Consider the following 23,908-nt stretch of genomic DNA (forward strand, 5'->3'; position numbering starts at 1 on the left):
TCAGCTTAAGACCGCGAGCGCCAGCGTGAATGTCTGCGCATCGAAGCTCGCCTGGATGCCGGCATCCTTCATCATCTCGGGCCCGACGTAAGAATTGGCGCTCGCGGAGTTGGCGAGGGCGGCATATTCGTCCGGATCCATCTGGGTTTCGACGAGCTTGAGGACTTCGCCCAGCTTTACCGAGGCGAGCTCTCCATCGACGAGCTGGACCGATTCCGGCGAAGGCTGCCCGCTGATCGTGGGCGGGGCCGTGGCCGCAGCCAGTTGAGCTGCCTCTTCCGCCCCAAGCCTCGTGTCGCGTGCGGCACCGGTGCCAGCCAGCGTGTTCGAATAATCGCGGCGGATGTAGTCGCGACCCGTAGTCGGGGTTGGTGGAGTACTGGCAGGTGGAGCCATGGCGATTTCAACGCTCAGCGAATCTGGCCGGGCGCCAGCAGGTTCGGGCGCTTGGCGGATCGCCGTCGCAAGCGATTGCTTGGCCGGGATAGACTTTGCGCTTGGGACAGCCACGGGAGCCGCATCGATCTGAAGCGGGGCCAACTCCTCTATGCTGCGGGTACGCGGCGCGAGTGCTTCTGTTTCGACTGAGCTGTCGCGCGCAGGTCTCGCAGCCATCTCATATTGGCGCTTGTCCGGCGTTGCGGGCTGCCAGCTTCCGGATGCCTTTACAGAAGGCGAGGCGATCGGGCTGGGGCCCGCACTGTACTGCCGAGGTTCGGAGCGGTTTTCGAGCGCAACAGGAGACTGGAGCGGGATTGTTGGAATCGCGACGCGAACCGCCGGACCGCTCGCTTCGGGTGAGATGTCATCATTGCCGAAGGTCTTGTCCGACCTTTCGTCCTGCGGAAGGTCGCTGGTGGTGACGAAAGCCAGCGCACCCAGGGCCAGGGCTGCTGCCGCGGGAACGGCGCCCGAGATATTCCATGCCAGGCTACGCTCTTCGCTTTCGTCTGCCTTTGGCGCACGCTGTTCGGCGCGCGGCGCGACCCCGTAGGTCACGATCGGCGCGGACTGACGATACCTAGCTGCGAAAGCCTGTCCCACTGTCTCCTTTCCATCTGCCACTTCGCCCGGCGCAAATGTTACACGAAAAGTAACAATATGCGAAAGCCCGCTTGGGTATTTATGCGCGGTGCAGTTTCGTTAAAGGAAACGATTGGACTGGGTAATGGCTCCGAGGGGCCGACAGCGACGCCTTTCCTTAGTGCTCGGGGCATCCCCACTTGGCAGGAAAGCCCACGCGCTCTAAGGCCGCGCAAACCTTAAGAATAGAGACCGCCCGCATGACCCTGCCCAAGATGAACCGCGTCCTCCTGAAACTCTCGGGCGAGGTACTAATGGGTGACCAGCAGTTCGGGATCGATCCGGCCTTCGTGCTTGAGCTTGCCAAGGAAGTGAAGGCAGCGAAGGATACCGGGCTCGAAATCTGCCTCGTGATCGGCGGCGGCAATATCTTCCGCGGCATGGCTGGCGCCGCGCAGGGCATGGATCGCGCTCAGGCAGATTACATGGGCATGCTGGCCACGGTGATGAATGCGCTGGCGATGCAAAGCGCGCTCGAACAGCTGGGCGTACAGACCCGTGTTCAGAGTGCGGTGCAGATGGACCAGGTCTGCGAACCCGTTATCCGCCGCCGCGCAGAACGCCATCTGGAGAAGGGGCGCATCGTGATCTTCGCCGCTGGCGTCGGGGCACCCTATTTCACCACCGACAGCGGCGCAGCCCTTCGCGCCGCCGAGATGAACTGCGATGCGCTGCTCAAGGGCACCAGCGTCGACGGGGTCTACGACAGCGATCCGAAGAAGAACAAGGATGCCAAGCGCTACGAAACTGTCAGCTATGGCAAGGTGCTGGCCGATGATTTGAAGGTCATGGACGCCAGCGCGGTTGCGCTCTGCCGAGACAATGACATCCCGATCGTGGTCTTCTCGATCCGCGAGAAGGGCAATGTCGCCAAGGTCCTGTCTGGCAAGGGCGTGCAGACCGTCGTGACCGATCACACCGCTTAAGAAGAACGAGAGAAGACGAGGAAGCCGATCATGGCAAAATATGACAAAGCCGATATCGAACGCCGGATGAAGGGTGCGATCGATAGCCTGAAGGGAGACCTTTCGGGCCTGCGCACAGGCCGCGCCAATACCAGCCTGCTCGATCCGGTCGTGGTCGAGGTCTACGGATCGATGATGCCACTGAACCAGGTGGCCACCGTATCGGCGCCCGAGCCGCGCATGCTCAGCGTGCAAGTGTGGGACAAGGCCAATGTGACCGCAGTCGAGAAAGGGATTGCGAAGGCAAATCTCGGCCTCAATCCGATGATCGACGGCCAGAATGTTCGCCTGCCGATGCCCGACCTGACCGAGGAGCGCCGCAAGGACCTCGCAAAGCTCGCCGGACAGTATTCCGAGCAGGCAAAAATCGCGATCCGCAACGTGCGCCGCGATGGCATGGAAGCGCTCAAGGACGACGAGAAGAAGAAGGAGATCTCCGAAGATGAGCGCAAGCGTTCGGAAGACGAGGTCCAGAAGCTGACCGACAAATATGTCGGGGAGGCCGATCAGGCCGCGACGGCCAAGGAAAAGGAAATCATGACGCAGTGAGGTCCATCCGGACCCTTGCTGAGCGGATTGCAGGTCATGGCTGACAGCCTCGAGAAAACTGCCCGCCACGTGGCCATAATCATGGATGGCAACGGGCGCTGGGCAAAGCGCAAGCACCTCCCGCGAGCCATGGGGCATCGCAAGGGCGTGGAGGCGGTGCGCGAACTCGTGCGTAGCCTCAAGGATACCCCGATCGAGTGCCTGACCCTATACGCTTTTAGTAGCGAGAACTGGAAGCGGCCCGACGAAGAGGTCGACGATCTGATGAATTTGATGCGCAAGTTCATCAAGTCGGACCTGCCGGAATTTATCGCCAATGACGTGAAGCTGCATATCCTTGGCGATTGGCGCGGGCTGGCTCCCGATATCGTCGAGATGCTGGAAGACTCGCTTCAACAGACTTCCAAAGGGTCGCGGACTCTGGCGGTAGCCTTGAACTACGGTGCGCATGCCGAAATAACCCAGGCGGCCCGCAAGGCAGCCGAGGCGGGCGAGGTGACGGAAGATACCATCGCAGCCAATCTCTATTCTGCAGAGCTGCCCCCGCTTGATCTCCTGATCCGTACGAGCGGCGAGGTGCGCCTGTCCAATTTCCTCTTGTGGCAGGCCGCTTATGCGGAAATGATCTTTACCGAGGTACTTTGGCCCGACTTCACCCCGGGGCACCTTCGGGATGCGCTGGACCAGTTTGCGGGCAGGGAGAGACGTTTTGGCGGACGGTGAGAGCCCGGCGAAAAGGAATGCGGATCTGCCGGTACGGCTTATGTCCGCCGCAGTCATGCTGGCGGTGGCCATCGGGGCACTATTTGCCGGCGATCCCTGGCTCGACATGTTCATCACGGCGGTGGTGATCGCGACGCTGGTCGAATTCGTCCTGCTAGTTCTCAAGGCCACGCAAAGCACGGTTGCGCGCATTATCGCGGTGGTTGCCGGTGCTGCCTATATCGTGCTCGCAGGCGTGGTTCTGACGAGGCTCACGGTTCCCCTTGTGGTCGGCGTCGTCGGTACCGTTATCGCTGTCGATACTTTCGCCTATTTCTTCGGACGCACACTCGGTGGGCCCAAAATTGCCCCCAGCATCAGCCCGTCGAAAACGTGGGCGGGGCTGCTCGGGGGTGTTGTCGGCGCAAGCGCATGGCTTGCCCTGTTCATCTACCTCGCGGCCCGTCAGGTCAGCGGCCCGACCACCATGGGTTTCGAACTTGGAGAAATCGGCACGATCTTGGGACTGGGCGCAATGCTGGCCACTGCCGCACAGGCTGGCGATTTCCTCGAAAGCTGGCTCAAGCGCAAGGCGGGCGTCAAGGATAGCTCGCGGCTCATTCCGGGCCATGGCGGCGTGTTCGACCGCACCGACGGGATGATACCCGTGGCGCTGCTGGCGGGCCTGTTCCTGGGCACGCTGTGACGAGGAGCATCACCATCCTGGGCGCGACCGGATCGGTGGGCGCCTCGACGCTCGACCTGGTCCGGCGCAACCGCGAGGCTTGGAAGGTCGAGGCGCTGACCGCCCATTCCAATGTCGAAGAACTGTCCAGGCTGGCGCGCGAATTCGATGCACGGTGCGCGGTAATTGCGGACGAAGCACGTCTTGCCGCATTGCGCGATGCGCTGGAGGGGACGGGCATCGAAGTGGCGGCCGGTAGGGCGGCGCTGTGCGAAGCTGCGTCGCGACCGGTCGACATCGTGATGGCGGCCATTGTCGGGTGCGCAGGTCTCGGCCCGGTCATGGCCGCAATCGAGCAGGGGACGACCGTCGCACTCGCCAACAAGGAAGCTCTGGTTTCCGCGGGCGAGGTGATGACGGCGGCCGTAGAGCGGCACGGTGCGACCCTGCTTCCTGTCGACAGCGAGCACAATGCGATTTTCCAGTGCCTTCAGGGCGGAAGGCTCGACGAGGTCCGCACGATAACGCTTACGGCGAGCGGTGGTCCGCTCCGGCTGGTCGAGGATCTCGATGCAGTCACTCCGCAGCAGGCGATTGCGCATCCAAATTGGGACATGGGCGCCAAGATCAGCGTCGACAGCGCGACGATGTTCAACAAGGGCCTCGAACTGATCGAGGCACATCATCTGTTCCCGGTAGGCCTCGACCGGATCCGCATCGTGGTTCACCCGCAAAGCGTGATCCATTCGATGGTCGAATATCGCGACGGCTCGACTCTCGCGCAGCTGGGGCCCAGTGACATGCGCGTGCCGATTGCATCCTGCCTCGCTTACCCAGCGCGCATGGACACGCCGATGGCATCGCTCGACCTTGCCGAAATCGGCGAGCTAAGCTTTTTCCGCCCCGATGAAACCCGCTTCCCTGCCACGAAACTGGCGCGGCAGGCTGCCGAAGCGGGAGGCGCGGCTCCGGCAGTGCTCAACGCCGCCAACGAGGTGGCAGTTGCCGCATTCCTTGCCGGTAAGATAAAGTTCAGCCGCATTGCGCTAATGGTGGAAGCCGTACTGAATGCCGGAAACTTGTCCGACGCGCCGCGTTCGCTTGATGACGTGCTCGTGATAGACGAGGCCGCACGCGCGCTCGCCGAAGCGCAAATGGAGACTGCCTGAACCGTGGACGGATCGATCCCCTTCTGGATGTATATCATCGGCTTCCCGCTGTTGCTGGGGCCGCTGGTGACCCTGCACGAGCTCGGCCACTATCTCGTCGGGCGGATGTTCGGTGTGAAAGCGCTGGCCTTCTCCGTGGGCTTCGGGAAGGAACTGGCTGGCTATACAGACAAGTGCGGGACCCGCTGGAAACTCTGCGCGCTCCCACTGGGCGGATATGTCCAGTTCAAGGGCGATATGGATCCCGCAAGCATCCCGCATCCCGAGGTTGCAGCCAAGGCCACTGCAGAGGAGCGCGACGGCAGCTTCCATCACGCCTCACTCTGGAAGCGCGCGCTGATCGTGTTTGCAGGTCCTGCTGCCAATATCCTCATTACGCTCGCGATTTTTGCGAGCTTCTTCGCGCTCTATGGCAAGCCCGTTTCGGACAATGCCAGCGAGACCAACGTTGTACGCAGCTTTGCCGAGGAATCGGTGGCGCGCGACGCAGGCCTGCTCGAAGGCGATCGGATTGTCTCGATCGATGGCGAGGCAATCGATGAATTCCAGGACATCCAGGATCGCGTCCTCATGTACCCCGGGAAAACCATCGAGGTCGGTATCGAGCGTGACGGTTCCGACCTCACCCTTCCGGTAACGATCGCTGACATTCGCGAAACAGACCGCTTCGGGAATGAATCGAGAATTGGTCGCCTCGGGATCTACTCGACAGGAATGAGGTTCGAGGACGTCGGGATCGGCGAATCCATCAGTCTCGCTTTCACCCAGACCGGCAAGCTGGTCGATATGATGGTCACCGGCATCAAGCAGATCATCGTCGGCGATCGGTCGGTGAAAGAACTGGGTGGACCGGTCACGATCGGCAAGTTCGCAGGCGAGCAATTGAGCCTGGGCTGGATCGCATTTGTCAACTTCGCTGCGCTGATTTCGCTTAACTTGGCATTCATCAACCTCCTGCCAATCCCGGCACTCGACGGCGGGCACCTGGCTTTTTATGCGGCAGAGGCAATCCGCCGCAAACCGCTGGGACCGCGCAGTACGGAGGTGGCCTACAGGGCCGGTGTGGCGCTGGTGCTCGCACTGATGGTTTTCGTCACCTTCATCGATATCGCCAAACTTCCCTTCTTCGGGAATTAAGGCGGGGACAGGGCCGTTGGAGGCGCCTTGCGGCGTGTCACACGGCTTGATTGGACGGCCTTCATCGGGCAGGGGGCCTTCGGGCTTCCGGACGGGGAAGCCGATGACTAATTTGAGGACGGGATTTCCCTTGTCGATGACTGGATTTGCTACTGCCGCCGGCAATACGAAAACGCGGGCCAAGCGGCTGACGGCTAGCCTCCTTGCAGGCACGATCATGGGCGGCCTTCCCGCCGCCGCCTTGGCGCAGGAAACCCCCGAGGAGCCGACCGAGGCTGAAGCTACTCCTGTCGCGCAACAGGACATCGTGCGGACGATCGCCGTCGCCGGAGCGCAGCGCCTCGAACCGCAGACGATCCTGTCCTATATCCGCCTTCGTCCAGGCGACACCTACACGCAGGCAGCCGGTGACCAGGTCCTGAAAGACCTCTACGCGACCGAACTGTTCTCCAATGTCAGCGTCGTGAACAATGCCGGTAACGTGGTCATCACGCTAACCGAGAACCCGGTGATCAACCGCATTCTGCTCGAGGGCAACAAGCGGATCAAGAACGACAAGATCATCCCCGAAATCCGCCTTGCGCCGCGCCAGATCTTTACCCGATCCAAAGTTCGCGCCGACGTTGCCCGCATCATCGAGCTGTACAAGCGCCAGGGCCGCTTCGCCGCCACGGTCGAACCGCAGATGGTGCAGCTGAGCCAGAACCGCGTCGATATCGTGTTCGAGATTGACGAGGGGCCGAAGTCGAAGGTCCGCCAGATCAACATTATCGGGAACGAGCAATTCTCCGATGGTGAGCTGAAGGGCGAAATGGTCACCAAGCAGACCGGTGGCCTGTTCAGTTTCCTCAGCTCGAACACCAGCTACGACCCGGACCGCCTGGCTTTCGACCAGCAAAACCTGCGCACATTCTACCTCACCGAAGGCTATGCCGATTTCCGCGTCGTCTCCGCGGTCGCTGAGCTGACCCCGGACAAGGAAGACTTCATCGTCACTTATGTGGTCGAGGAAGGCGAGCGTTATAAGTTCGGCGACGTCGACGTGCGCAGCGATTTGCGCGATTTCGACAGCGAGACCATGACCCAGCGCCTCCCGATGGCCAAGGGCGACTGGTACAACGCCGAGACGGTCGAAGACACGGTCGAACAGCTGACTGATCTCGCCGGGACATTCGGTTATGCCTTCGCGGACGTGCGCCCGGATTTCCGTCGCAATCCCGAAACGCTGACCATGGACGTCACTTTTGTGCTGCGTGAGGCGCCGCGTGTTTATGTCGAGCGGATCGATGTCAACGGCAACACCCTAACCCAGGACAAGGTCGTCCGCCGCGAGTTCCGCGTGTCGGAAGGCGACGCTTTCAACAGCCTTGGCATCAAGCGTTCGGAAGCGCGTATCAATTCGCTCGGCTACTTCCAGGAGAATTTCGAGATTGCCCAGGTCGAGGGCAGCGCACCCGACCGCGTCGTCCTCGAGGCGAACATAGAGGAGCAGCCGACCGGCGAGTTGCAGCTTTCCGCAGGCTTCTCGTCGATCGAGAAATTCGTGCTGGCCGGCTCGATCCGCCAGCGCAATTTCCGCGGTCGTGGCCAGACGATCGGTCTTAGCCTCAACTACTCGCGCTTCTCGCGTTCGGCGCAGGTAAGCTTTAGCGAACCCTATGTCTTCGACCGCAACGTGTCGCTCGGCGCGGACATCTACCATCGCGAATACGACAACGATTTCTTCGCTTCGGACCGCAATCGCTACAAGCAGGCGACAACCGGCCTCTCGATCCGGGCCGGTGTCCCGCTTACCGAATACATGTCCGCGATCGGCAGCTACACGCTGAACTTCGAGGACGTGACCGTCGGCACCGACTTCTTCCAGGACCTCGATGGGGACGGGGTCGAGGAATGTATCCAGTCGCGCTTCATTTGCGAGGCGATCGGCAAGCGGACCAGCTCCATCCTCGGTCTTACGCTCAACTATGACACGTTGAACAACCGCTTCCGCCCGACGCGAGGCGAATCGATTTCGACGACGGCAGAATTCGCCGGGCTTGGCGGCGATGTGAAGTACCTTCGCATGCGTTCCAAACTCGGCAAATGGATGCCCCTGGGCGGAGGTTTCATCTTCTCGCTGCAGGCCGAAGGCGGCTGGATCAGGTCGCTCAAGGACCGTGCGGAGCCGGGCTTCGACGACGTCCGCCTGACCGACCGCTTCTTCCTCGGCGAACCTCAGTTCCGCGGTTTCGATATCCGCGGCGTGGGACCGCGCGTCATTCGCCTGAATTACCTAGACGACGATGGCGATCCCACGACGCCGCGCATCCTCCAGACGATCGACGAGTTCCGCGACAACGACAATCGCCAGTTCGACGATGCCCTGGGCGGCAAGGCCTATTACCTTGGCCGTGCGGAAATCGAGATTCCGCTGGGCAGTGGCGCACAGGAAATGGGGCTTCGGCCTTCCGTCTGGCTCGATGTCGGCTCGCTGTTCGCAGTGACGCGGCCGAAGCTGGATGATTTCCCGGATGGTCGTCAGGCGGTCAACGCCGATGGTGACCTGCTCTTCAGCGGACCTCTGTTCAACGATGACGGAACACCGCGAATCAGTGACAACAATACTCCGAATGATCCCTCGGACGATTTCCAGATTGTCGGTATCACTACAGATGCCACTGCTCCGGATGGCACAGCAAATGCTCGCGCGATTGTGCCGAACACCTTCTACAAGGAGGTATTCCTCGGCAACAGCGTGAGCCCGCGCATCACTGCCGGTATCGGGGTCAACTGGAACTCGCCCTTCGGTCCGTTCAGGATCGATATCTCCCAGGTCATTAAAAAGCAGCCGGGTGACGACACCAAGGTCATCTCATTTAACGTAGGAACGCAATTCTAATGAAACTTCTCACCAAGACCCTCGCCGCCGCGAGCATCGCAACTGCCGCACTCGCCGCAGTCCCGGCCGCCGCGCAGGTAAGCGGCAATATCGCCGTGGTGAACCCGCCGGCGACCGTCGCGGCCTCCACTGCGCTTGGTAACGCCTACCAGCAGATCAACACCACCTATGCTTCGCAGATCACCCAGATCCAGCAGAAGCAGCAGCAGGCGCAGACGCTTCTCCAGCAGCTCGATACCAATAGCGACGGAAATCTGGACCAGGCCGAACAGCAGGCTGCGCAGAGCGCACCGCAGGCCCAGCAGCTCCAGACGCTGGAAGCCGAGATCGGCCAGCTGCAGAACCAGATCGATGCGGCCCGCGTCTATGCAGTCGAGCAGATCCTGGTCCAGTACAGCGCCGCGCTTCAGTCGGTCACGACTGCGGACAACATCCAGGTCGTGCTTTCGCCGGATGCGGTGACCTGGTCGAACCCGGCTACCAACATCAATTCGAAGGTTGTTGCGGCTCTCAACGCCCGAGTGCCGTCGGTACAGATCACGCCGCCGCAGGGTTGGCAGCCGAGCCAGCAGGCCGTTGCAGTCTTCCAGCAGGTCCAGCAGATCTACATGATGGCTGCACGCCAGCAGGCTGCTGTGGCCGCCCAGCAGCAGCAACAGCAGCAGCCGGCACAGCCTTCGGGCCGCTAATCGATACGGGAGCAGGGGATATGAGCGATACCGGTTTCGATGTCGTCGAGGTGCTGAAGCGCCTGCCGCACCGCTATCCCCTGCTGCTTGTTGATCGTGTGAAAGAACTCGTCGTCGACGAGCGCATTCACGCGGTCAAAGCGGTCAGCTTCAACGAAGACTTCTTCCAGGGCCATTTCCCTGGCTCACCGATCATGCCCGGCGTTCTCCAGATCGAGGCGCTGGCGCAGGCCGCTGGTGTGCTCGCAGTGGAAAGCCTCGGCCTCGCTGGATCGGGCAAGCTCGTCTATTTCATGGCGATCGAGAACGCGAAGTTCCGGGCGCCGGTCACGCCGGGCGTACTACTCGATCTCGAAGCGGAATTTGTTCAAAAGCGCGCTCGTGTCTGCAAGTTCGCAGGCAAGGCAAGCGTCGATGGCAAGGTCACTTGCGAAGTCAGCTTCACCGCTATGATTGCGGACGCACCCGAATAGCCTTGCGAATCCCGGCGCACGCCGCTATGCGCGCGCCTTTCCCAACACAGCTGGACCGGTCGGAACCGCTCCGAAGCTAGAAGGACGTATATCATGAAGGCCGAAGGTCACCCCGATTACCACATGATCACGGTCAAGATGACCGATGGCACCGAATTTCAGACGCGCTCGACGTGGGGCAAGGAAGGCGACACGCTCGCCCTCGAAATCGACCCGACCAGCCACCCGGCATGGACGGGCGGCAAGCAGCAGCTTCAGGAAGGCGGCCGCGTTGCAGCCTTCAACAAGCGCTTCGGCGGGCTTACCCTCAAGAAGTAAGCGCTCGAGCAATCGACGAGATCAGGAAGGGCGGCCTCGCGGGGCCGCCCTTTTTGCTTGGGCTGCTAATCCGCGCAATCGATGCAGCGCGTGGCGATCGGGCGCGCTTCGAGACGTGCTTCGGAAATCTGCTTGCCGCATTTCGCGCAAGTTCCGTAGGTTCCGTTCTCTATCCTGAGCAGTGCCATGCGGATTTGGCTGACTTCATTGCGAAGGACGTCATCCACTCCTTCGAGCGCTTCGTCGTCGGCCAGGTCTACCGCTTGCTCGCTGGAATCGGCATCCAGCGGATGGCGCAGGTCGTCCTCGATTTCCTCGGCCCGCTCAAGCAGGTTCTGGAGACGGTCTTCCAAACGGGCGCGCATTGCTTCGTATTCGCTCATGGTCACATCCTCGAAAAGCTTCGGCAAATGTAGCACGGCGGCCGAGAGGAGCGTTTGACCTGGATCAATTGCGGACCTGCTTGCCTACCAACCCCATTCCTTTTCGCGGTACCATTTGGTGATCACGTATTTGACGCCTTTCCTCACCTTCATCCCGTGATGAAGGGTGTTGGGGTTCTCACGCCCGTCCGGTCGCATGTTGTTCCAGCAAACGAGCTTGCCGGTTTCCGGCTGGAATGTCTTCTTCACCGCCTTGAACCGGGTCGCCCCTCCGGCCTTCACTTCGTTCAGATAGATCATGAAGGTCCACGTCCGCTGACCCGCGACCGAGCAATACTTGTCCCAGTCCTGCCCGCCTCGATTGAAATAGTCGCAGTGAGGCTTGAATTCCTGGCCCACGTCATAGCGCTGGCCTTGCAGCGGTTCGCCGTATGCAGGATCGATCCCGTTGAGGGCGGATAGTAGCGATTCCAGCTCTCGTACCGCCGGCAAGTCGGCATCGAGATCGCAGGTCTCGCTGGTCCGGAAGTAGTGGTCGTCACCGGCATCGGCCAGCGTCGAGGGGCGGCGATCCTTCTCGATCAGTTCGATTAGTTTGCCGCACAATTCCGCGTTTGCGAAGTCGCGCAACTGGAAGAGCTCGATCTTGTCCGAGGGCACGCGTTGCACCCCCGGACGGGTAAGGAGCAGCTCTGTGGAGGATTCGCCTGGTCGGTTCATGGCGGGCACGATAATTCCCCGCCACGGCTCCGCAAGCCACGAAAGATAATTACGCCGGGAACGCCATTTTCGCTTTTTCGCTTCCCATTTGCGGTCCGTTGTGCAACAGGCGCTCGCCGTTGCGCAAGGCGGGTTGACGGCCCGTTTGTCGCGTATATGTGCCGCCTTCCCGGCAGCGTTCCGGGGGCGTGTGGCGATCGTAGCTCAGTTGGTTAGAGCGCCGGTTTGTGGTACCGGAGGTCGCGGGTTCGAACCCCGTCGATCGCCCCATTTTCTCCTTTCGCTCCGGGTTTGAGAGACACCTTATTGCAAGGGGCGAGAGGCCGATGACAGCGTTCTGGACCGAAGCGGATTACGACGATCACGAGCTCGTGCAGCTTGTGCGCGACGCGAAAAGCGGCCTGACGGCGATCATCGCCCTGCATTCCACCCACCTCGGCCCGGGCGCCGGCGGAACGCGGTTCTGGCATTACGCCGAACCCGAAGCCGCCATGCGCGACGCGCTGCGTCTTTCACGCGGCATGAGCTACAAGAACGCCATGGCCGGCCTGCCCATGGGCGGCGGCAAGGCCGTGATTCTCGCTGACGAAAGCAAGACCAAGACTCCCGAGCTGCTCGCAGCCTTTGCTGACGCAGTGCAGGCGCTGGGTGGCCAGTACGTGACCGCAGAGGACGTCGGGATATCGGAAGCCGACATGGCGGCCGTGGCCGAACGCACGCAGTATGTCTCAGGCCTCCCGGTCGAGGGCGAAGACGCCGCTGGTGGCGATCCGGGCCCGTTCACGGCCCTCGGCATCTTCCACGGCATCAAGGCGGCGGTGAAGCACAAGCTGGGCAAGGACAGCATGGAAGGCGTACATGTCGCCATCCAGGGCACGGGCAGCGTGGGCGGCGGCGTAGCGCGCCTGCTCGCGAAAGAAGGCGCGAGGCTCACCCTCTCGGATATCCACGAGGATCGCTGCGAGGCACTCGCGGCCGAACTCGATGCGGACAGCGTGGCACCCGATGCGATCATGTCGGTATCGTGCGATGTCTTCAGCCCCAACGCGCTCGGCGCGATCCTCGATGACGAGGGCATTGCGCGCCTTGACTGCCAGATCGTGGCGGGCGGGGCGAACAACCAGCTCAAGCGCACCGAGCACGGTCCGATGCTGGCCAAGCGCGGTATTCTCTACGCGCCTGACTATGTGATCAACGCCGGCGGTATCATCTCGGTGACCCTCGAATACCTTTGCCGGACCGATGGCGCGCCCTGCGATATCAACGAAGTGCGCAAGCGGATTGCGCTGATCCCCGGCAGGCTCGAGCAGATCTGGCAGGAAAGCGACAAGACTGGTGTTTCACCCGACCAGGTCGCCGACAAAATGGCGCAGGAACTGATCGGGCGCTGATCGCTCTTGCGACCACGTGCGGGGGCTGCAATAGGCTGGCAGCGACGATTTACGACATGCACGGTTTCGCCAATCCCAAACGGTTCCTTGCCCTTGCAGGCTGGTTGACCCCGGTCTTGCTGGTGGGAGGCATTTTGCTCACTGCCGGCGCGCTCGGCTGGGGGTTCACGCAAGTTCCGCCAGACCGGCTGATGGGCGACACGGTTCGCATCCTCTTCATCCACGTCCCTACCGCGTGGCTCGGCATGGGCGGATGGACGGCGATCGCCGTGTCGAGCCTTGTCTTCCTTGTCTGGCGCCATCCACTTGCGGCAATCGCCGCGCGCGGCGCGGCCGTGCCTGGCCTCGTCTTCACCCTGATCTGCCTTGCCACGGGTTCGATCTGGGGACGCCCTACCTGGGGCACGTGGTGGGTCTGGGACGGAAGGCTCACCAGCATGCTGGTGCTTGCGTTTCTCTACATCGCCTATATCGCGCTCGCCCAGTCGGCACAGCGCGAGGGTGTTTCGGCGCGAATCCCGGCGATCTTCGGCCTTCTCGGCGCAATAAACATCCCGATCATCAATCGCAGCGTCGTGTGGTGGAACTCGCTCCACCAGCCGCCCAGCATCACTATGGGCAAGAGCGCTATCGACAGCGAGTTTCTGGTGCCGTTGCTCTTCGCGGTGGTCGGTTTTTCGCTGATCTTCGGCGGTGTGGTCCTGGCCCGCATGCGGGCCTTGCTCGCCGATATCCAGGCGGAGGCACGACTGCGCCGCCGAGCGATGGAGGCCGATTGATGCGCGAGGCGCTCGACCAGTGGACCTTCGTTTACGCTGCCTACCTCATCGGTATCGGCGGCACCTTGGCGATGATCGCCTGGAGCTGGCTGGCGATGAAGCGAGCAGAAGCACGTCGAGAGAGGGCGAGGCGCAAATGAAGGCCAAGCACCAACGCCTTGTTCTTGTCCTTCTGGCGCTTGTCGCGCTGATAGGGGCGGCACTGCTGGCGATCTACGCCCTGCGCAACCAGGCGAGCTATTTCTACCTGCCAGAGCAGATGGAAGCCGATCCGCCGCAAGTGGGTCAAGCAGTGCGCCTTGGCGGAATGGTCGCCCCCGGATCGCTGGCAACAATGCCCGATGGGATCACCGTTACCTTTACCGTGACCGGACGCGAAGATTCGGCCATCGCGGTACGCTATGCCGGAATCCTGCCCGATCTCTTCGTCGAAGGCTCCGGCGTGGTGGCCGAAGGTCGCCTCGGTGCCGATGGCACATTTGTCGCCGACAACCTCCTTGCCAAGCATGACGAAAACTACGTCCCACGTGAACTCGAGGGCATGAGCGAGCACCAGGCCGCCGAGATGGCCGAAGAGACGACGGTCGGCCTCGAATGATCGCAGAAATCGGATTGGCCGCGCTGTGGCTGGCGGCGGCTCTCGCGGTGTTGCAGCTGGCGGGGGGCTTGCTCGCCCTGCGCGGCGACGGCGCGAACGAGATTGCGGCACTGACCCGCCCAGCGGCAGTGCTCCAGGGCGGATTGGTTGCACTGGCCTTCGGTGCATTGCTCTGGGTATTCGCGATCACCGATTTGTCGGTGAAGCTGGTCGCCACGAGCTCTCACACAGCGAAGCCTCTGATTTTCAAGATTTCCGGTGCTTGGGGCAATCATGAAGGATCAATGCTGCTATGGGTCACGGTGATGGCCCTTGCCGGGGCCCTCATTGCAGCGATCGAACGTCGCCTGCCCGAGCGGACCATGCAGGCGACGCTGGCCGCACAGGGGTTCGTCGCGCTCGGTTTTTATGCCTTCCTCCTGCTCAGTTCGAATCCTTTCGAGCGGCTTCCGCAACCGGCGGTGGAGGGATTGGGCCTCAACCCCCTGTTGCAGGACATAGGCCTCGCCTTCCATCCGCCCACGCTTTACATCGGATATGTCGGCCTCTCGGTCGCCTTCAGCTTCGCCGTTGGTGCGCTGATCACGCGGCAAGTCACCCCCGATTTCGCCCGTGCCATGCGGCCATGGATACTCGGAGCGTGGGTTTTCCTCACATTGGGACTCACCGCGGGAAGCTACTGGGCCTATTACGAACTCGGATGGGGCGGCTACTGGTTCTGGGACCCGGTGGAGAACGCAGCGCTCATGCCGTGGCTTGCGGCGACCGCGCTCCTTCACTCCGCAAGCGTGCTTGCAGGCCGTGACGCCTTGCGCGTTTGGACCATCATGCTGGGCGTGGTTGCCTTCTCGATGTCGATGCTCGGCACTTTTCTCGTTCGCTCGGGCGTGTTGACCAGCGTCCATGCATTTGCCGTTGATCCGGAACGCGGGAGTTTCATCCTGTTCCTCCTCGCCATCTACATCGGCGGGGCGCTGCTGCTGTTCGCCCTGAGGGCGGGCGCGATCAGCGAGGGTGAGCGTTTTTCCATGGCCAGTCGCGAGGGTGCGCTGGTGGTCAACAATGTGATGCTCAGCGCGATCCTCGCGGTCGTGCTGCTAGGCACGCTCTATCCGCTCCTGACCGAAGCCTTCGATGTGCGGGTCTCGGTCGGCCCGCCCTATTTCAATCCGGTTGGCGCGATTTTCGCTTTCCCGATGCTGACGGTGATGGCGGTCGGCCCGCTGCTGCGCTGGCGGCAGGATCGCTGGGGACGCATTTCAAAGGAGATGGGGCTGGTCGCGGCTTTGCTGCTTGCCGGCGTGGTTCTGTTCGGCCTGCTGGCCGAGGCAAGCCTGCTCGCTCTTCTCGGCCTGACGTTTGCGGTCGCCCTGGCTGCTGCGAGCTTCCTTCCGCTCAAGGGCCGTAACCTGCGCCGCGTCCCCATTGCGACTTGGGGGATGGTAGTTGCGCATCTCGGTGTTGCCATGATGCTGTTCGGCATGGCTAGCGAAAGCGCCTTCTCGAAGGAGAAACTTGCCGCGCTTGAGGAAGGCGGAATGACGAGCGTCGGCCCCTGGTCCGTCAGACTCGAAGCGGTCGAACCCGTTGCAGGTCCCAACTGGACCGCGATCGCCGGCCGGATGAGCGCCAGCTACGAACAGGGCGAACCGGTTCAGATCGCGCCACAGTCACGCAATTTCTGGGCACCTCCGCAGCAAACCACCGAGAGCGTCCTGATAACGCGCTGGGACGGCCAGCTTTACGCGGTGATGGGAGGGAGCAGCACTGATGGACGCTGGCAGGTACGCCTGTGGTGGAAGCCCTTCGTCACTTTCATCTGGTACGGCGGCTTGCTGGTCGCGCTTGGCGGCGTGATGGCACTGGTGGGCCGCGTACGAGTCGACCTTCGTCGGCGGCTAGTCAGGCGCAAGCTTGCCGAGCGCCGCAACGATATGGAGACGGCAGTATGAGCTGGCGCCTGTGGCTTCCCCTGGCGATTTTCTTCGGGTTTCTCGGCCTTGCCGGTTACCAGCTGACCCAGCCAAAAGACGACGCCATCAAGAGCACGATGGTGGGCAAGGGGTTGCCGTACTTCATGCTTCCGCCCGCCAGCCTCGACCGACCCGGCGTCGACAGCCGCTATTTCCACCAGGGCGAGCCCAAACTGCTGAACATCTGGGCCAGCTGGTGCCTGCCATGCATTGCCGAGGCGCCGCAGCTGGAGCAGCTCAAGCAAGAGGGCGTCGAGATCGTCGGCGTGGCGATCCGCGACAAGCCCGTCGATGTGATGCGATTCCTTACCGATCACGGCAATCCCTACACGCGCATCGGGCGCGACGATCTGTCCGAAGTCCAGCTGGGCATCGGTTCGTCGGGCGTGCCGGAAACCTTCGTCGTCGATGGCAAGGGCGTGATCACTTACCAGCATATCGGGGATATCCGGCCGGAGCACGTGCCGATACTGCTTGAGGAACTGCGAAAGGCCGGGCAGTGAGGGTTCTGATTGCTCTCCTGATGGCCCTCATGGCGGTTCCGCTGGCAGCGCAGGGCGACGTGCCGCCTGCGCCCTATGCCTATCGCCAGCTCGACGACCCGGCTCAGGAGGCTGCGGCGCAGGAGCTGATGGAAACGCTGCGCTGCCTCAAGTGCCAGTCGCAGTCGATTGCCGATAGCGATGCTCCGATGGCGGGCGACATGCGCCACCAGGTCCGTATCCGCATTGCCGATGGAGAGGAGCCGGAGGCGATCCGCCGCTGGCTGATGGACCGCTATGGCGATTATGTCAGCTATGAGCCGGTCATGAGCGCCACTACCTGGCCGCTATTCGTTATCCCTATCCTGCTGGTCCTGCTGGCCATGCTGATCTTCCGGCGCCGCTTCAGGGGGCGCACATGAGCTGGCTGCCGATTATCGCCATTGCAGTACTGTCGTTTCTCGCGGCTATCCTTCTGCTCCGTGTCCGCAAGGGCGGATGGACCCTGCTTGGCGCAACTTTGCTGTTCGGGTTGACCGGCTACGCACTGCAGGGGTCACCTGACCAGCCCTCTTCGCCCGGGCAGGCTGAGCAGCAACAGGCGGTCGATGGCGAATTGTTGATCGAAGCGCGGCGTGAATTCTTCGATACCTCGCAATTCCCATCGCGCTGGATTGTGACCGGTGACAGCTACATGAGACGCGGCGATTTCGATGCTGCAGCCGGTTTCTACCGAAACGCCATCGAAGAGGCCCCGGGTGATATCGAAGCCTGGCTCGGTCTCGGCATTGCCCTGGTGGAGCATGCGGAGGGCAATCTCACACCCGCTGCGCTCCACGCATTCGAGCGGGCGCAGGAGCTTGATGAGACAAATGGCGGTCCACGCTATTTCCTCGGCCTGTCCTGGCTAAGGGCTCGGGAAATCGACCGAACTCTCGAATTATGGCGCGAAGCACTGGCAGCTGCGCCGGACGATGCGCCCTGGCGGGAGTCGCTTGCCCTGAGGCTCGGCGCGCTCGAAACCATGCTCGAAGCGGCGCAGGCTTCCGAATAGGACGCTCGTGCGCCGGATATTGCTACGCTCCATCCATGGTGCTAAGCGCCGCGACCTTGCACGGGAGCGAGGCTCCCGCAGCCAAGGTTTTGACGCTATGCGGCAGGTAACACCCACCCTATGACAGAGGCCACCGCGCCGACCTCGCAGCCCGATGGCGGCGGCGACAATGCTCATGGCCATGGCCACGGGGCGTCCAAGGCAGCACTTGCCGTGGGCGCAATCGGCATCGTTTTCGGCGATATCGGGACCAGCCCGCTCTACGCATTTCGCGAGACCTTTGCCGGTGCGGCGAACATCGCGATCGACCGGATGCATGTCCTCGGCGTTGTCAGCCTGATTTTCTGGTCGATGGTGATCGTGGTGGCGCTGCAATACGTCACGATTCTGATGCGTGCGGACAACAAGGGGCAGGGCGGGAGCCTCGCCCTGATCGCGCTGATAAGCCGCCACATCGGCCAGACGAAATATGCCTGGCTGGTGGTGCTGCTGGGCGTGTTTGCGACCTCGCTGTTCTATGGCGACAGCATGATCACGCCGGCGATCTCGGTCCTGTCCGCGGTGGAAGGGTTGACCGTGGTGGACGCAGGCCTGCAATCCTACGTGATCCCAATCGCGCTGGTCTTGCTGGTATGCCTCTTCGTATTGCAGCAGCGTGGAACGGCCAAGGTTGGGGCCCTGTTCGCCCCGGTGATGATCATCTGGTTCACGACGCTTGCCGGGCTCGGACTCAACCAGATCGTCCAGCACCCTGAGATCCTCTGGGCACTCAATCCCTATTACGCGGTCATGTTCTTCGTGACCGACGGCTTCGTTGCCTTCCTCGCGATGGGCGCGGTCGTTCTGGCAGTTACCGGTTCTGAGGCGCTCTATTCGGACATGGGCCATTTCGGCCGTGGACCCATGCGGCTTTCATGGTTCGGCTTTGTGATGCCGTGCCTCTTGCTCAACTATTTCGGGCAAGGCGCGATGATCGCCAGCCTCCCGGCAGAGCAGGCGGCTGAGGTCGTCAAGAGTCCCTTCTTCCTGCTCGCGAGCGAGGAATTCCGTTTGCCGCTGGTGATCCTTGCCACGGTTGCGACATTCATCGCCAGCCAGGCGGTGATCTCGGGTGCGTTCAGCATCACCCACCAGGCGATGCAGCTGGGTTTCATGCCGCGTATGACGATCCGCCATACGAGCGAGACCGAGGCGGGCCAGATATACATCCCGATCATCAATTGGGCACTGATGGTTGCAGTCATCCTGCTCGTGCTCACTTTCCAGAGCTCGTCCAACCTCGCAGCGGCTTACGGTATCGCGGTAACCGGTGCGGTCACCATCGATACGCTGCTGATGGGTGTGCTCTTCGTCGGCGTGTGGAAGTGGAAGTGGTGGTACGCCGCGCCGGTCGTCATCTTCTTCCTGATCATCGACGGTGCCTATTTCGCGGCAAACCTCTTCAAGGTGCCGCAGGGCGGCTGGTTCCCGCTGGTAGTAGGCCTGATCGCCTTCACCCTGCTCACCACATGGGCGCGTGGCCGCAAGCTGATGCGCGAGCGCATGCACGAGACCGCGCTGCCGATCGAGATTTTCGCCAAGAGCGCCAAGAACTCTGCCACCCGCGTACCCGGCACCGCCATTTTCATGGCCAGCCAGACGGCCGGCGTTCCCAGCGCGCTGCTGCACAACATCAAGCACAACAAGGTGCTCCACGAACGGGTGGTGATCCTGACCGTGCTGATCGCCGACAGCCCCTATGTCGATCCGGAGGAGCGCTGCGAGTACCATGACCTGGGTGACGGATTCTACCGCGCGATCCTGCACTACGGCTTCATGGAGGAAACCGACGTTCCGCAGGGATTGAAGAAGATGCAACGCTGCGGCGGCGAGTTCGACATGATGCACACTAGCTTCTTCCTCTCGCGACAGACGCTGCTGGCCAGCGACAAGCCGGGCATGCCGATCTGGCGCGAGAAGATTTTCGCCTGGATGCTGCGGAATGCGGCAACCGCGATGGATTTCTTCAACCTGCCAACCAACCGCGTCGTGGAATTGGGAAGCCAGGTCGAAATTTAGGAAGCGAGCAGTCGGAACGACCTGTCACGCCGTTCATAGGTTCCAGCATGAGGGACCTTCTCACCTGTTATCGCTGGCCACTCGTCACCTTGCTGCTCACCGGCATGGTGGGGTTTGCTGCCAGATCCGCCATTGGAAGGGTTTATGGTGCAGCAGAGGCTGTCGACCTTCTTAATGCCCTGTCCCGTGCCGGGCTTTATCTCGGATCGGCGGTCGCGACGGCATCGGCGACAATCATCGCGCTGATGCTGACTCTGATCGGGATGATCCGACGGATGGACAAGGACTTTGACCAAGACGCCTACCGCGATGTCGCAATGGTGGCGCGCTTGTCGACGATCACACTGCTGGTCGCGCTGCTCCTGCTCATGGCATTTGCTCTTCCGATCGGGGAGTTCGAGGAATTGCCGTCTTCCTGGTTCGAAAATGTCTACAATGGGCTGTTTGCGGGCACGGTCCTGATGGTCGGGCTGGCAGCGGCAACTGTCGTGCTGATTTATACCACCTTGATGCGTGTCATGACCAAGATCACACCCGGTGACGAGGTTTGACACGGGTAGGTTCGCGCTAGAGCGCTCGCTCCATCTCAGCGCGCTCGAAGCTCTGGTCGCCGATACGGACGACTTGCTGCTCGACGATGGCAAAGCCCATTTTCTCGAATGCAGGCTGAGCCATCAGGCTGGCATGCACCCAGAGCCGCGTTTCACCCATCTCGCGCGCCTTTAGCTCTATCGCTTCGTAAAGCTGCCGGAACAGACCGCTGCCCTGTGCAGACGGGCGGATATAGGCGAAATCGATATAGCCATCTGCATCGAGGCTCATGAAACCGAGCGCAGTCCCACCTTCCGAACGGACAAGGATGATGTCCTGGCGCAGGAGCCGTTCATCCCAGGCATCGCCGCTACGGGGCGCTGGTACCCAGGCGGCACGTTGGGCTTCCGAATAGCGGCTCGGCCCGTTGCGCACGGCGTCGAACATGATGTCGGCGAGGATCGCGTGGTCCTGATAGCTTGCCCATGAAAGATCGATTCTCGCAGTCATCGGCGGGCTCATAGGCCGCCAGTCTGGCAAATCAACCGGTCGGCGGTTCGTCCTTCAACACGTCGTCGGTGTCCTCCAGCGAAAGCCCGTGCTTCAGCAGCATCGGAATTTGCGTGAAGGTGAAGAGGAAGGTCAGTGGGAGAAACACCCAGAGCTTTGCCCAGAGCCAGCTTTCGAAACTCAAAGTCTCGACCAGCACTTCGTTGAGACCTGCGAGAGCAAAGAAGAAGAAGCCCCAGTTGCGCGAGAGTTTGAGCCAGCCTTCTTGCGTGACGCCCTCGAATGCCGCTTCCAGCAGGACCTGCAGCCACGCGCGCCCGCGCAGCCAGCCAACGATAAGTACGACGCCGAAGAGAAGGTAGATGGCGGTCGGCTTGAACTGGATGAAGCGTTCGTCTCGCAGCCAGATGGTGAGCGCGCCGAAGCCGACGATCAGTGTGGTCGAGAGGATCAGCATCGGGCTGACCTTGCCGAACTTCCATTTGCTGAAAATGAGCGCGACGACGGCTGCAACCATGAAGGCGATCGTGCCATAGATGACTGCAGCGATCTCGCCGAATGTGGAGGTCTCGGGTGGCTGGTAGAATTTGTAGACGCCGAGGAAGACCAGCAGCGGCCCGTAGTCGACCAGCGTGTGCAGCCAGCCTGTGGGCTTTTTCTCGGTCGGTTTCGTCTCGGTCATCATGCAATCCCTGCAATTACACGCGCCACAAGGTCTGGATCGAAGGGGCGCAAATCGTCGATCTTCTCGCCCACGCCGATGGCATGAATTGGCAGGCCGTATTGTTCTGCAGCCTGAACCAGCACACCGCCACGCGCCGTTCCGTCGAGCTTGGTCATGACGAGACCCGTGACGCCGGCGACTTCCTTGAACACATCGATCTGGCTGAGCGCATTCTGGCCGTTGGTGGCATCGAGCACCAGCACCACGTCATGCGGCGCTTCGGGATTGAGGCGGCCGAGGACCTTCCTGATCTTGGCCAGTTCATCCATCAGCTCGCGTTTGTTCTGGAGGCGACCTGCAGTGTCGACGATCAGCACGTCCGTACCAATCTCGGTACCCTTCTTGACCGCGTCGAACACGATTGATGCCGGATCGCCACCCTCGGGGCCGCGCACGATGGGAACGCCGACCCGGTCGGCCCAGGTCTGTAGCTGGCCGATGGCAGCCGCACGGAAGGTGTCGCCTGCCGCCAGCATGACGTTGTAGTCATCCTCGACAAAGAGATGGGCGAGCTTGGCAATGGTCGTCGTCTTGCCCGACCCGTTGACGCCGATAACAAGCAACACCTGCGGGCGCGGGAAGGCAGTAATCTCGAGCGGCTTCGCAACCGGGCGCAGAATCGCCGCGATTTCGTCCGCTACCGCCTGCTTCAGCTCATCGGCGCTGATTTCGAGGCCGAAGCGCTTTTCCTTCAGGCTCTCCCGGATACGCGCAGCGGCGCTCGGTCCGAGATCGGACATGATCAGCGCATCCTCGACATCGTCGAGCGTCGCATCGTCGAGCTTGGCCTTGGTGACCGCCTCGGTGAGGTTCTCGGTCAGGCGTTCCGACGTCTTCTTGAAGCCGCCGAACAGGCGCTCGGTCCAGCTGGGTTTGCTCATGACAGGAGATTGTCCTCGAGTGTCTTGGGCGTCACGGTGACGATGGAGCCGCGCCGCGACCCTTCCGGAAGCTGCACGCGGGCGAATTCGGGCGAATAGCCGGTCCCGTCGGCTTCTGCGAGGACTTGCAGCGGCTTATCGACGAGCGTCCGAAGCCAGTCTGCACGCAGCGTCGCGACTTCGGCGCGCAGCTCAGCGGCTCGGCGCTTGATCGTGGCGCGCTCGACCTGCGGCATGCGCGCAGCGGGCGTGCCGGGGCGCGGCGAATAGGGAAAGATGTGGCCGTGCACGATGTCGAGATCACGAATTATGGAAAGATTGGCCGCGTGATGCTCCTCGGTCTCGGTCGGGAAACCTGCGATCAGGTCCGCTCCGACGGCGAGGTCAGGGCGGCGCTCTTTCAACCGCGCGACGAGGTCCACCGCATCGACACGCAGGTGGCGGCGCTTCATGCGCTTGAGGATCAGGTCGTGACCGTGCTGAAGCGACAGGTGGATATGCGGCATGACCCGGCTTTCACCGGCGAAGAGCTCGAACAGCTGTTCATCCACCTCGATCCCGTCGATGGACGACATGCGAATGCGGGTCAGGGCGGGAAAGGCGTCGAGCACGGCACGCACCAATGCGCCGAGCTTCGGGCTGCCGGGCAGGTCGTGTCCCCAGGAGGTCACGTCCACGCCAGTGAGAACGACTTCTCCCGCACCGGCTTCGAGATGCGCTTCCACCTCGCGCAAGACCTCTGAAATGCTCAGTGAGCGGCTCCTGCCGCGACCCTGCGGGATGACACAGAAGGTGCAGGCATGATCGCAGCCGTTCTGCACTGCCACGAAGGCGCGAGTGTGGAGGGCTGGAACGGGCGGGGCACTGGCGGGCACGTTCCATGCGCGCGGGTCCAGCTTCGCTTCATTTGCGATCAGCCCGTCGACCTCTGGCATGGCAGCGAGCTGGTCGCGTTCGATATCGGCTGCACAGCCGGTGACCAGCAAGCGGGCATCGGGATTGGCCTTGCGGGCTTTGCGGATCGCTTGCCTCGTCTGGCGCACGGCTTCGCTGGTGACGGCGCAGCTGTTGACCACGACGAGGTTCTCCTCACCCGCCAGCATGGCGCGCATACGCTCGCTCTCGGAGATATTGAGGCGGCAGCCGAGCGAAACGATTTCAGGCATTTTCATG

Annotated in this window: 27 protein-coding genes and 1 tRNA gene; 21 read left to right on the top strand and 7 right to left on the bottom strand. The window is 61.9% G+C overall.

All coding sequences use genetic code 11. From position 1 onward, the window contains the following. The gene (locus tag K3146_RS02210) at positions 1-1,044 is read right to left on the bottom strand and encodes a hypothetical protein (protein ID WP_221544565.1); all 1,044 of its coding nucleotides are present in this window, start codon (positions 1,042-1,044) and stop codon (positions 1-3) included. Positions 1,045-1,283: 239 nt separating this feature from the next. Here K3146_RS02210 and pyrH point away from each other — a divergent pair, with 239 nt between their 5' ends. From pyrH to rpmE, 10 genes are all read left to right on the top strand, one after another. After that, a complete protein-coding gene (gene pyrH, locus K3146_RS02215; RefSeq protein WP_221544566.1) occupies positions 1,284-2,009 on the top strand; it encodes a UMP kinase in 726 nt (241 codons plus the stop codon). Positions 2,010-2,039: 30 nt separating this feature from the next. After that, complete coding sequence (gene frr / locus K3146_RS02220; RefSeq protein ID WP_221544567.1) at positions 2,040-2,597, top strand: ribosome recycling factor; 558 nt, start codon at positions 2,040-2,042, stop codon at positions 2,595-2,597. A 36-nt stretch (positions 2,598-2,633) separates the two neighbouring features. Continuing rightward, positions 2,634-3,320 carry a polyprenyl diphosphate synthase gene (gene uppS / locus K3146_RS02225; protein WP_221544568.1) on the top strand — a complete coding sequence of 229 codons (687 nt, stop codon included), beginning with the start codon at positions 2,634-2,636 and terminating at the stop codon, positions 3,318-3,320. 40 nt (positions 3,321-3,360) lie between these two features. After that, entirely contained in the window at positions 3,361-4,005 is a 645-nt protein-coding gene (locus K3146_RS02230) for a phosphatidate cytidylyltransferase (protein WP_247710987.1), read from the top strand. Then, positions 4,002-5,153: a 1-deoxy-D-xylulose-5-phosphate reductoisomerase gene (dxr, locus tag K3146_RS02235; protein WP_221544570.1), complete on the top strand. Its 1,152-nt coding sequence runs from the start codon at positions 4,002-4,004 to the stop codon at positions 5,151-5,153. Before K3146_RS02230 ends, dxr begins: the two co-directional genes overlap by 4 nt. A 27-nt stretch (positions 5,154-5,180) precedes the next feature. Then, positions 5,181-6,290 (top strand): RIP metalloprotease RseP, encoded by a 1,110-nt coding sequence (rseP, locus tag K3146_RS02240; RefSeq protein ID WP_221545198.1) that lies wholly within the window; start codon positions 5,181-5,183, stop codon positions 6,288-6,290. Positions 6,291-6,426: 136 nt separating this feature from the next. Then, positions 6,427-9,171: an outer membrane protein assembly factor BamA gene (gene bamA, locus K3146_RS02245; protein ID WP_221544571.1), complete on the top strand. Its 2,745-nt coding sequence runs from the start codon at positions 6,427-6,429 to the stop codon at positions 9,169-9,171. Then, positions 9,171-9,860 (top strand): OmpH family outer membrane protein, encoded by a 690-nt coding sequence (locus K3146_RS02250; RefSeq protein ID WP_221544572.1) that lies wholly within the window; start codon positions 9,171-9,173, stop codon positions 9,858-9,860. The genes bamA and K3146_RS02250 overlap by 1 nt, the downstream gene beginning before the upstream one ends. 20 nt (positions 9,861-9,880) lie before the next feature. Further along, positions 9,881-10,333, top strand: a complete 453-nt coding sequence (fabZ, locus tag K3146_RS02255) for a 3-hydroxyacyl-ACP dehydratase FabZ (protein ID WP_221544573.1) — start codon at positions 9,881-9,883, stop codon at positions 10,331-10,333. A 93-nt stretch (positions 10,334-10,426) separates the two neighbouring features. Next, positions 10,427-10,651, top strand: a complete 225-nt coding sequence (rpmE, locus tag K3146_RS02260) for a 50S ribosomal protein L31 (protein WP_221544574.1) — start codon at positions 10,427-10,429, stop codon at positions 10,649-10,651. A 65-nt stretch (positions 10,652-10,716) separates the two neighbouring features. Here rpmE and K3146_RS02265 read toward each other — a convergent pair whose 3' ends face one another. After that, positions 10,717-11,034, bottom strand: coding sequence for a TraR/DksA family transcriptional regulator (locus K3146_RS02265; RefSeq protein ID WP_221544575.1), 318 nt, complete (start codon positions 11,032-11,034; stop codon positions 10,717-10,719). A gap of 84 nt (positions 11,035-11,118) precedes the next feature. Beyond that, positions 11,119-11,754, bottom strand: coding sequence for a prolyl hydroxylase family protein (locus K3146_RS02270; protein ID WP_221544576.1), 636 nt, complete (start codon positions 11,752-11,754; stop codon positions 11,119-11,121). Positions 11,755-11,947: 193 nt separating this feature from the next. Here K3146_RS02270 and K3146_RS02275 point away from each other — a divergent pair. The 11 genes from K3146_RS02275 (at position 11,948) to K3146_RS02325 (ending at position 20,640) form a co-directional block, all read left to right on the top strand. Next, a tRNA-His gene (locus K3146_RS02275) sits at positions 11,948-12,024 on the top strand. Between the two features lie 56 nt (positions 12,025-12,080). After that, entirely contained in the window at positions 12,081-13,145 is a 1,065-nt protein-coding gene (locus tag K3146_RS02280; RefSeq protein WP_221544577.1) for a Leu/Phe/Val dehydrogenase, read from the top strand. 56 nt (positions 13,146-13,201) lie between these two features. Then, positions 13,202-13,924 carry a heme ABC transporter permease CcmC gene (gene ccmC, locus K3146_RS02285; RefSeq protein WP_221544578.1) on the top strand — a complete coding sequence of 241 codons (723 nt, stop codon included), beginning with the start codon at positions 13,202-13,204 and terminating at the stop codon, positions 13,922-13,924. Beyond that, positions 13,924-14,064 (top strand): hypothetical protein, encoded by a 141-nt coding sequence (locus K3146_RS02290; protein WP_221544579.1) that lies wholly within the window; start codon positions 13,924-13,926, stop codon positions 14,062-14,064. Before ccmC ends, K3146_RS02290 begins: the two co-directional genes overlap by 1 nt. Beyond that, entirely contained in the window at positions 14,061-14,522 is a 462-nt protein-coding gene (gene ccmE / locus K3146_RS02295) for a cytochrome c maturation protein CcmE (protein ID WP_221544580.1), read from the top strand. Before K3146_RS02290 ends, ccmE begins: the two co-directional genes overlap by 4 nt. Then, the gene (locus K3146_RS02300; RefSeq protein WP_221544581.1) at positions 14,519-16,474 is read left to right on the top strand and encodes a heme lyase CcmF/NrfE family subunit; all 1,956 of its coding nucleotides are present in this window, start codon (positions 14,519-14,521) and stop codon (positions 16,472-16,474) included. Before ccmE ends, K3146_RS02300 begins: the two co-directional genes overlap by 4 nt. Further along, complete coding sequence (locus K3146_RS02305; RefSeq protein ID WP_221544582.1) at positions 16,471-16,998, top strand: DsbE family thiol:disulfide interchange protein; 528 nt, start codon at positions 16,471-16,473, stop codon at positions 16,996-16,998. The genes K3146_RS02300 and K3146_RS02305 overlap by 4 nt, the downstream gene beginning before the upstream one ends. A gap of 20 nt (positions 16,999-17,018) precedes the next feature. Further along, positions 17,019-17,399, top strand: coding sequence for a cytochrome c-type biogenesis protein (locus K3146_RS02310; protein WP_221545199.1), 381 nt, complete (start codon positions 17,019-17,021; stop codon positions 17,397-17,399). Further along, the gene (locus tag K3146_RS02315; protein ID WP_221544583.1) at positions 17,396-18,031 is read left to right on the top strand and encodes a tetratricopeptide repeat protein; all 636 of its coding nucleotides are present in this window, start codon (positions 17,396-17,398) and stop codon (positions 18,029-18,031) included. The genes K3146_RS02310 and K3146_RS02315 overlap by 4 nt, the downstream gene beginning before the upstream one ends. Positions 18,032-18,151: 120 nt before the next feature. Further along, the gene (locus K3146_RS02320; protein ID WP_221544584.1) at positions 18,152-20,089 is read left to right on the top strand and encodes a potassium transporter Kup; all 1,938 of its coding nucleotides are present in this window, start codon (positions 18,152-18,154) and stop codon (positions 20,087-20,089) included. 47 nt (positions 20,090-20,136) lie between these two features. Continuing rightward, the gene (locus K3146_RS02325; RefSeq protein WP_221544585.1) at positions 20,137-20,640 is read left to right on the top strand and encodes a hypothetical protein; all 504 of its coding nucleotides are present in this window, start codon (positions 20,137-20,139) and stop codon (positions 20,638-20,640) included. 16 nt (positions 20,641-20,656) lie between these two features. Here K3146_RS02325 and K3146_RS02330 read toward each other — a convergent pair whose 3' ends face one another. The 4 genes from K3146_RS02330 to K3146_RS02345 are packed head-to-tail and all read right to left on the bottom strand — an operon-like array spanning position 20,657 to position 23,907. Beyond that, a complete protein-coding gene (locus K3146_RS02330) occupies positions 20,657-21,130 on the bottom strand; it encodes a GNAT family N-acetyltransferase (protein ID WP_221544586.1) in 474 nt (157 codons plus the stop codon). A gap of 31 nt (positions 21,131-21,161) precedes the next feature. After that, positions 21,162-21,812, bottom strand: coding sequence for an inner membrane-spanning protein YciB (locus tag K3146_RS02335; protein ID WP_221544587.1), 651 nt, complete (start codon positions 21,810-21,812; stop codon positions 21,162-21,164). Further along, positions 21,812-22,735 (bottom strand): signal recognition particle-docking protein FtsY, encoded by a 924-nt coding sequence (gene ftsY, locus K3146_RS02340; protein ID WP_221544588.1) that lies wholly within the window; start codon positions 22,733-22,735, stop codon positions 21,812-21,814. Before ftsY ends, K3146_RS02335 begins: the two co-directional genes overlap by 1 nt. Continuing rightward, positions 22,732-23,907 carry a MiaB/RimO family radical SAM methylthiotransferase gene (locus K3146_RS02345; protein ID WP_221544589.1) on the bottom strand — a complete coding sequence of 392 codons (1,176 nt, stop codon included), beginning with the start codon at positions 23,905-23,907 and terminating at the stop codon, positions 22,732-22,734. The genes ftsY and K3146_RS02345 overlap by 4 nt, the downstream gene beginning before the upstream one ends. Position 23,908: the final 1 nt, after the last annotated feature.

Source organism: Qipengyuania vesicularis (assembly GCF_019711415.1).
Classification (GTDB): Bacteria; Pseudomonadota; Alphaproteobacteria; order Sphingomonadales; family Sphingomonadaceae; genus Qipengyuania; species Qipengyuania vesicularis.

Coding starts and splice junctions, on each gene's coding strand:
- bamA (WP_221544571.1), top strand. CDS start 6,427: ATGACTGGATTTGCTACTGCCGCCGGCAATACGAAAACGCGGGCCAAG.
- K3146_RS02315 (WP_221544583.1), top strand. CDS start 17,396: ATGAGCTGGCTGCCGATTATCGCCATTGCAGTACTGTCGTTTCTCGCG.
- rpmE (WP_221544574.1), top strand. CDS start 10,427: ATGAAGGCCGAAGGTCACCCCGATTACCACATGATCACGGTCAAGATG.
- frr (WP_221544567.1), top strand. CDS start 2,040: ATGGCAAAATATGACAAAGCCGATATCGAACGCCGGATGAAGGGTGCG.
- K3146_RS02300 (WP_221544581.1), top strand. CDS start 14,519: ATGATCGCAGAAATCGGATTGGCCGCGCTGTGGCTGGCGGCGGCTCTC.
- uppS (WP_221544568.1), top strand. CDS start 2,634: ATGGCTGACAGCCTCGAGAAAACTGCCCGCCACGTGGCCATAATCATG.
- K3146_RS02265 (WP_221544575.1), bottom strand. CDS start 11,034: ATGAGCGAATACGAAGCAATGCGCGCCCGTTTGGAAGACCGTCTCCAG.
- pyrH (WP_221544566.1), top strand. CDS start 1,284: ATGACCCTGCCCAAGATGAACCGCGTCCTCCTGAAACTCTCGGGCGAG.
- rseP (WP_221545198.1), top strand. CDS start 5,181: ATGTATATCATCGGCTTCCCGCTGTTGCTGGGGCCGCTGGTGACCCTG.
- K3146_RS02325 (WP_221544585.1), top strand. CDS start 20,137: ATGAGGGACCTTCTCACCTGTTATCGCTGGCCACTCGTCACCTTGCTG.
- K3146_RS02320 (WP_221544584.1), top strand. CDS start 18,152: ATGACAGAGGCCACCGCGCCGACCTCGCAGCCCGATGGCGGCGGCGAC.
- K3146_RS02290 (WP_221544579.1), top strand. CDS start 13,924: ATGCGCGAGGCGCTCGACCAGTGGACCTTCGTTTACGCTGCCTACCTC.
- K3146_RS02345 (WP_221544589.1), bottom strand. CDS start 23,907: ATGAAAATGCCTGAAATCGTTTCGCTCGGCTGCCGCCTCAATATCTCC.
- K3146_RS02230 (WP_247710987.1), top strand. CDS start 3,361: ATGTCCGCCGCAGTCATGCTGGCGGTGGCCATCGGGGCACTATTTGCC.
- ccmC (WP_221544578.1), top strand. CDS start 13,202: ATGCACGGTTTCGCCAATCCCAAACGGTTCCTTGCCCTTGCAGGCTGG.
- fabZ (WP_221544573.1), top strand. CDS start 9,881: ATGAGCGATACCGGTTTCGATGTCGTCGAGGTGCTGAAGCGCCTGCCG.
- K3146_RS02280 (WP_221544577.1), top strand. CDS start 12,081: ATGACAGCGTTCTGGACCGAAGCGGATTACGACGATCACGAGCTCGTG.
- K3146_RS02310 (WP_221545199.1), top strand. CDS start 17,019: ATGGCCCTCATGGCGGTTCCGCTGGCAGCGCAGGGCGACGTGCCGCCT.
- ftsY (WP_221544588.1), bottom strand. CDS start 22,735: ATGAGCAAACCCAGCTGGACCGAGCGCCTGTTCGGCGGCTTCAAGAAG.
- K3146_RS02250 (WP_221544572.1), top strand. CDS start 9,171: ATGAAACTTCTCACCAAGACCCTCGCCGCCGCGAGCATCGCAACTGCC.
- ccmE (WP_221544580.1), top strand. CDS start 14,061: ATGAAGGCCAAGCACCAACGCCTTGTTCTTGTCCTTCTGGCGCTTGTC.
- K3146_RS02335 (WP_221544587.1), bottom strand. CDS start 21,812: ATGACCGAGACGAAACCGACCGAGAAAAAGCCCACAGGCTGGCTGCAC.
- K3146_RS02330 (WP_221544586.1), bottom strand. CDS start 21,130: ATGACTGCGAGAATCGATCTTTCATGGGCAAGCTATCAGGACCACGCG.
- K3146_RS02305 (WP_221544582.1), top strand. CDS start 16,471: ATGAGCTGGCGCCTGTGGCTTCCCCTGGCGATTTTCTTCGGGTTTCTC.
- K3146_RS02270 (WP_221544576.1), bottom strand. CDS start 11,754: ATGAACCGACCAGGCGAATCCTCCACAGAGCTGCTCCTTACCCGTCCG.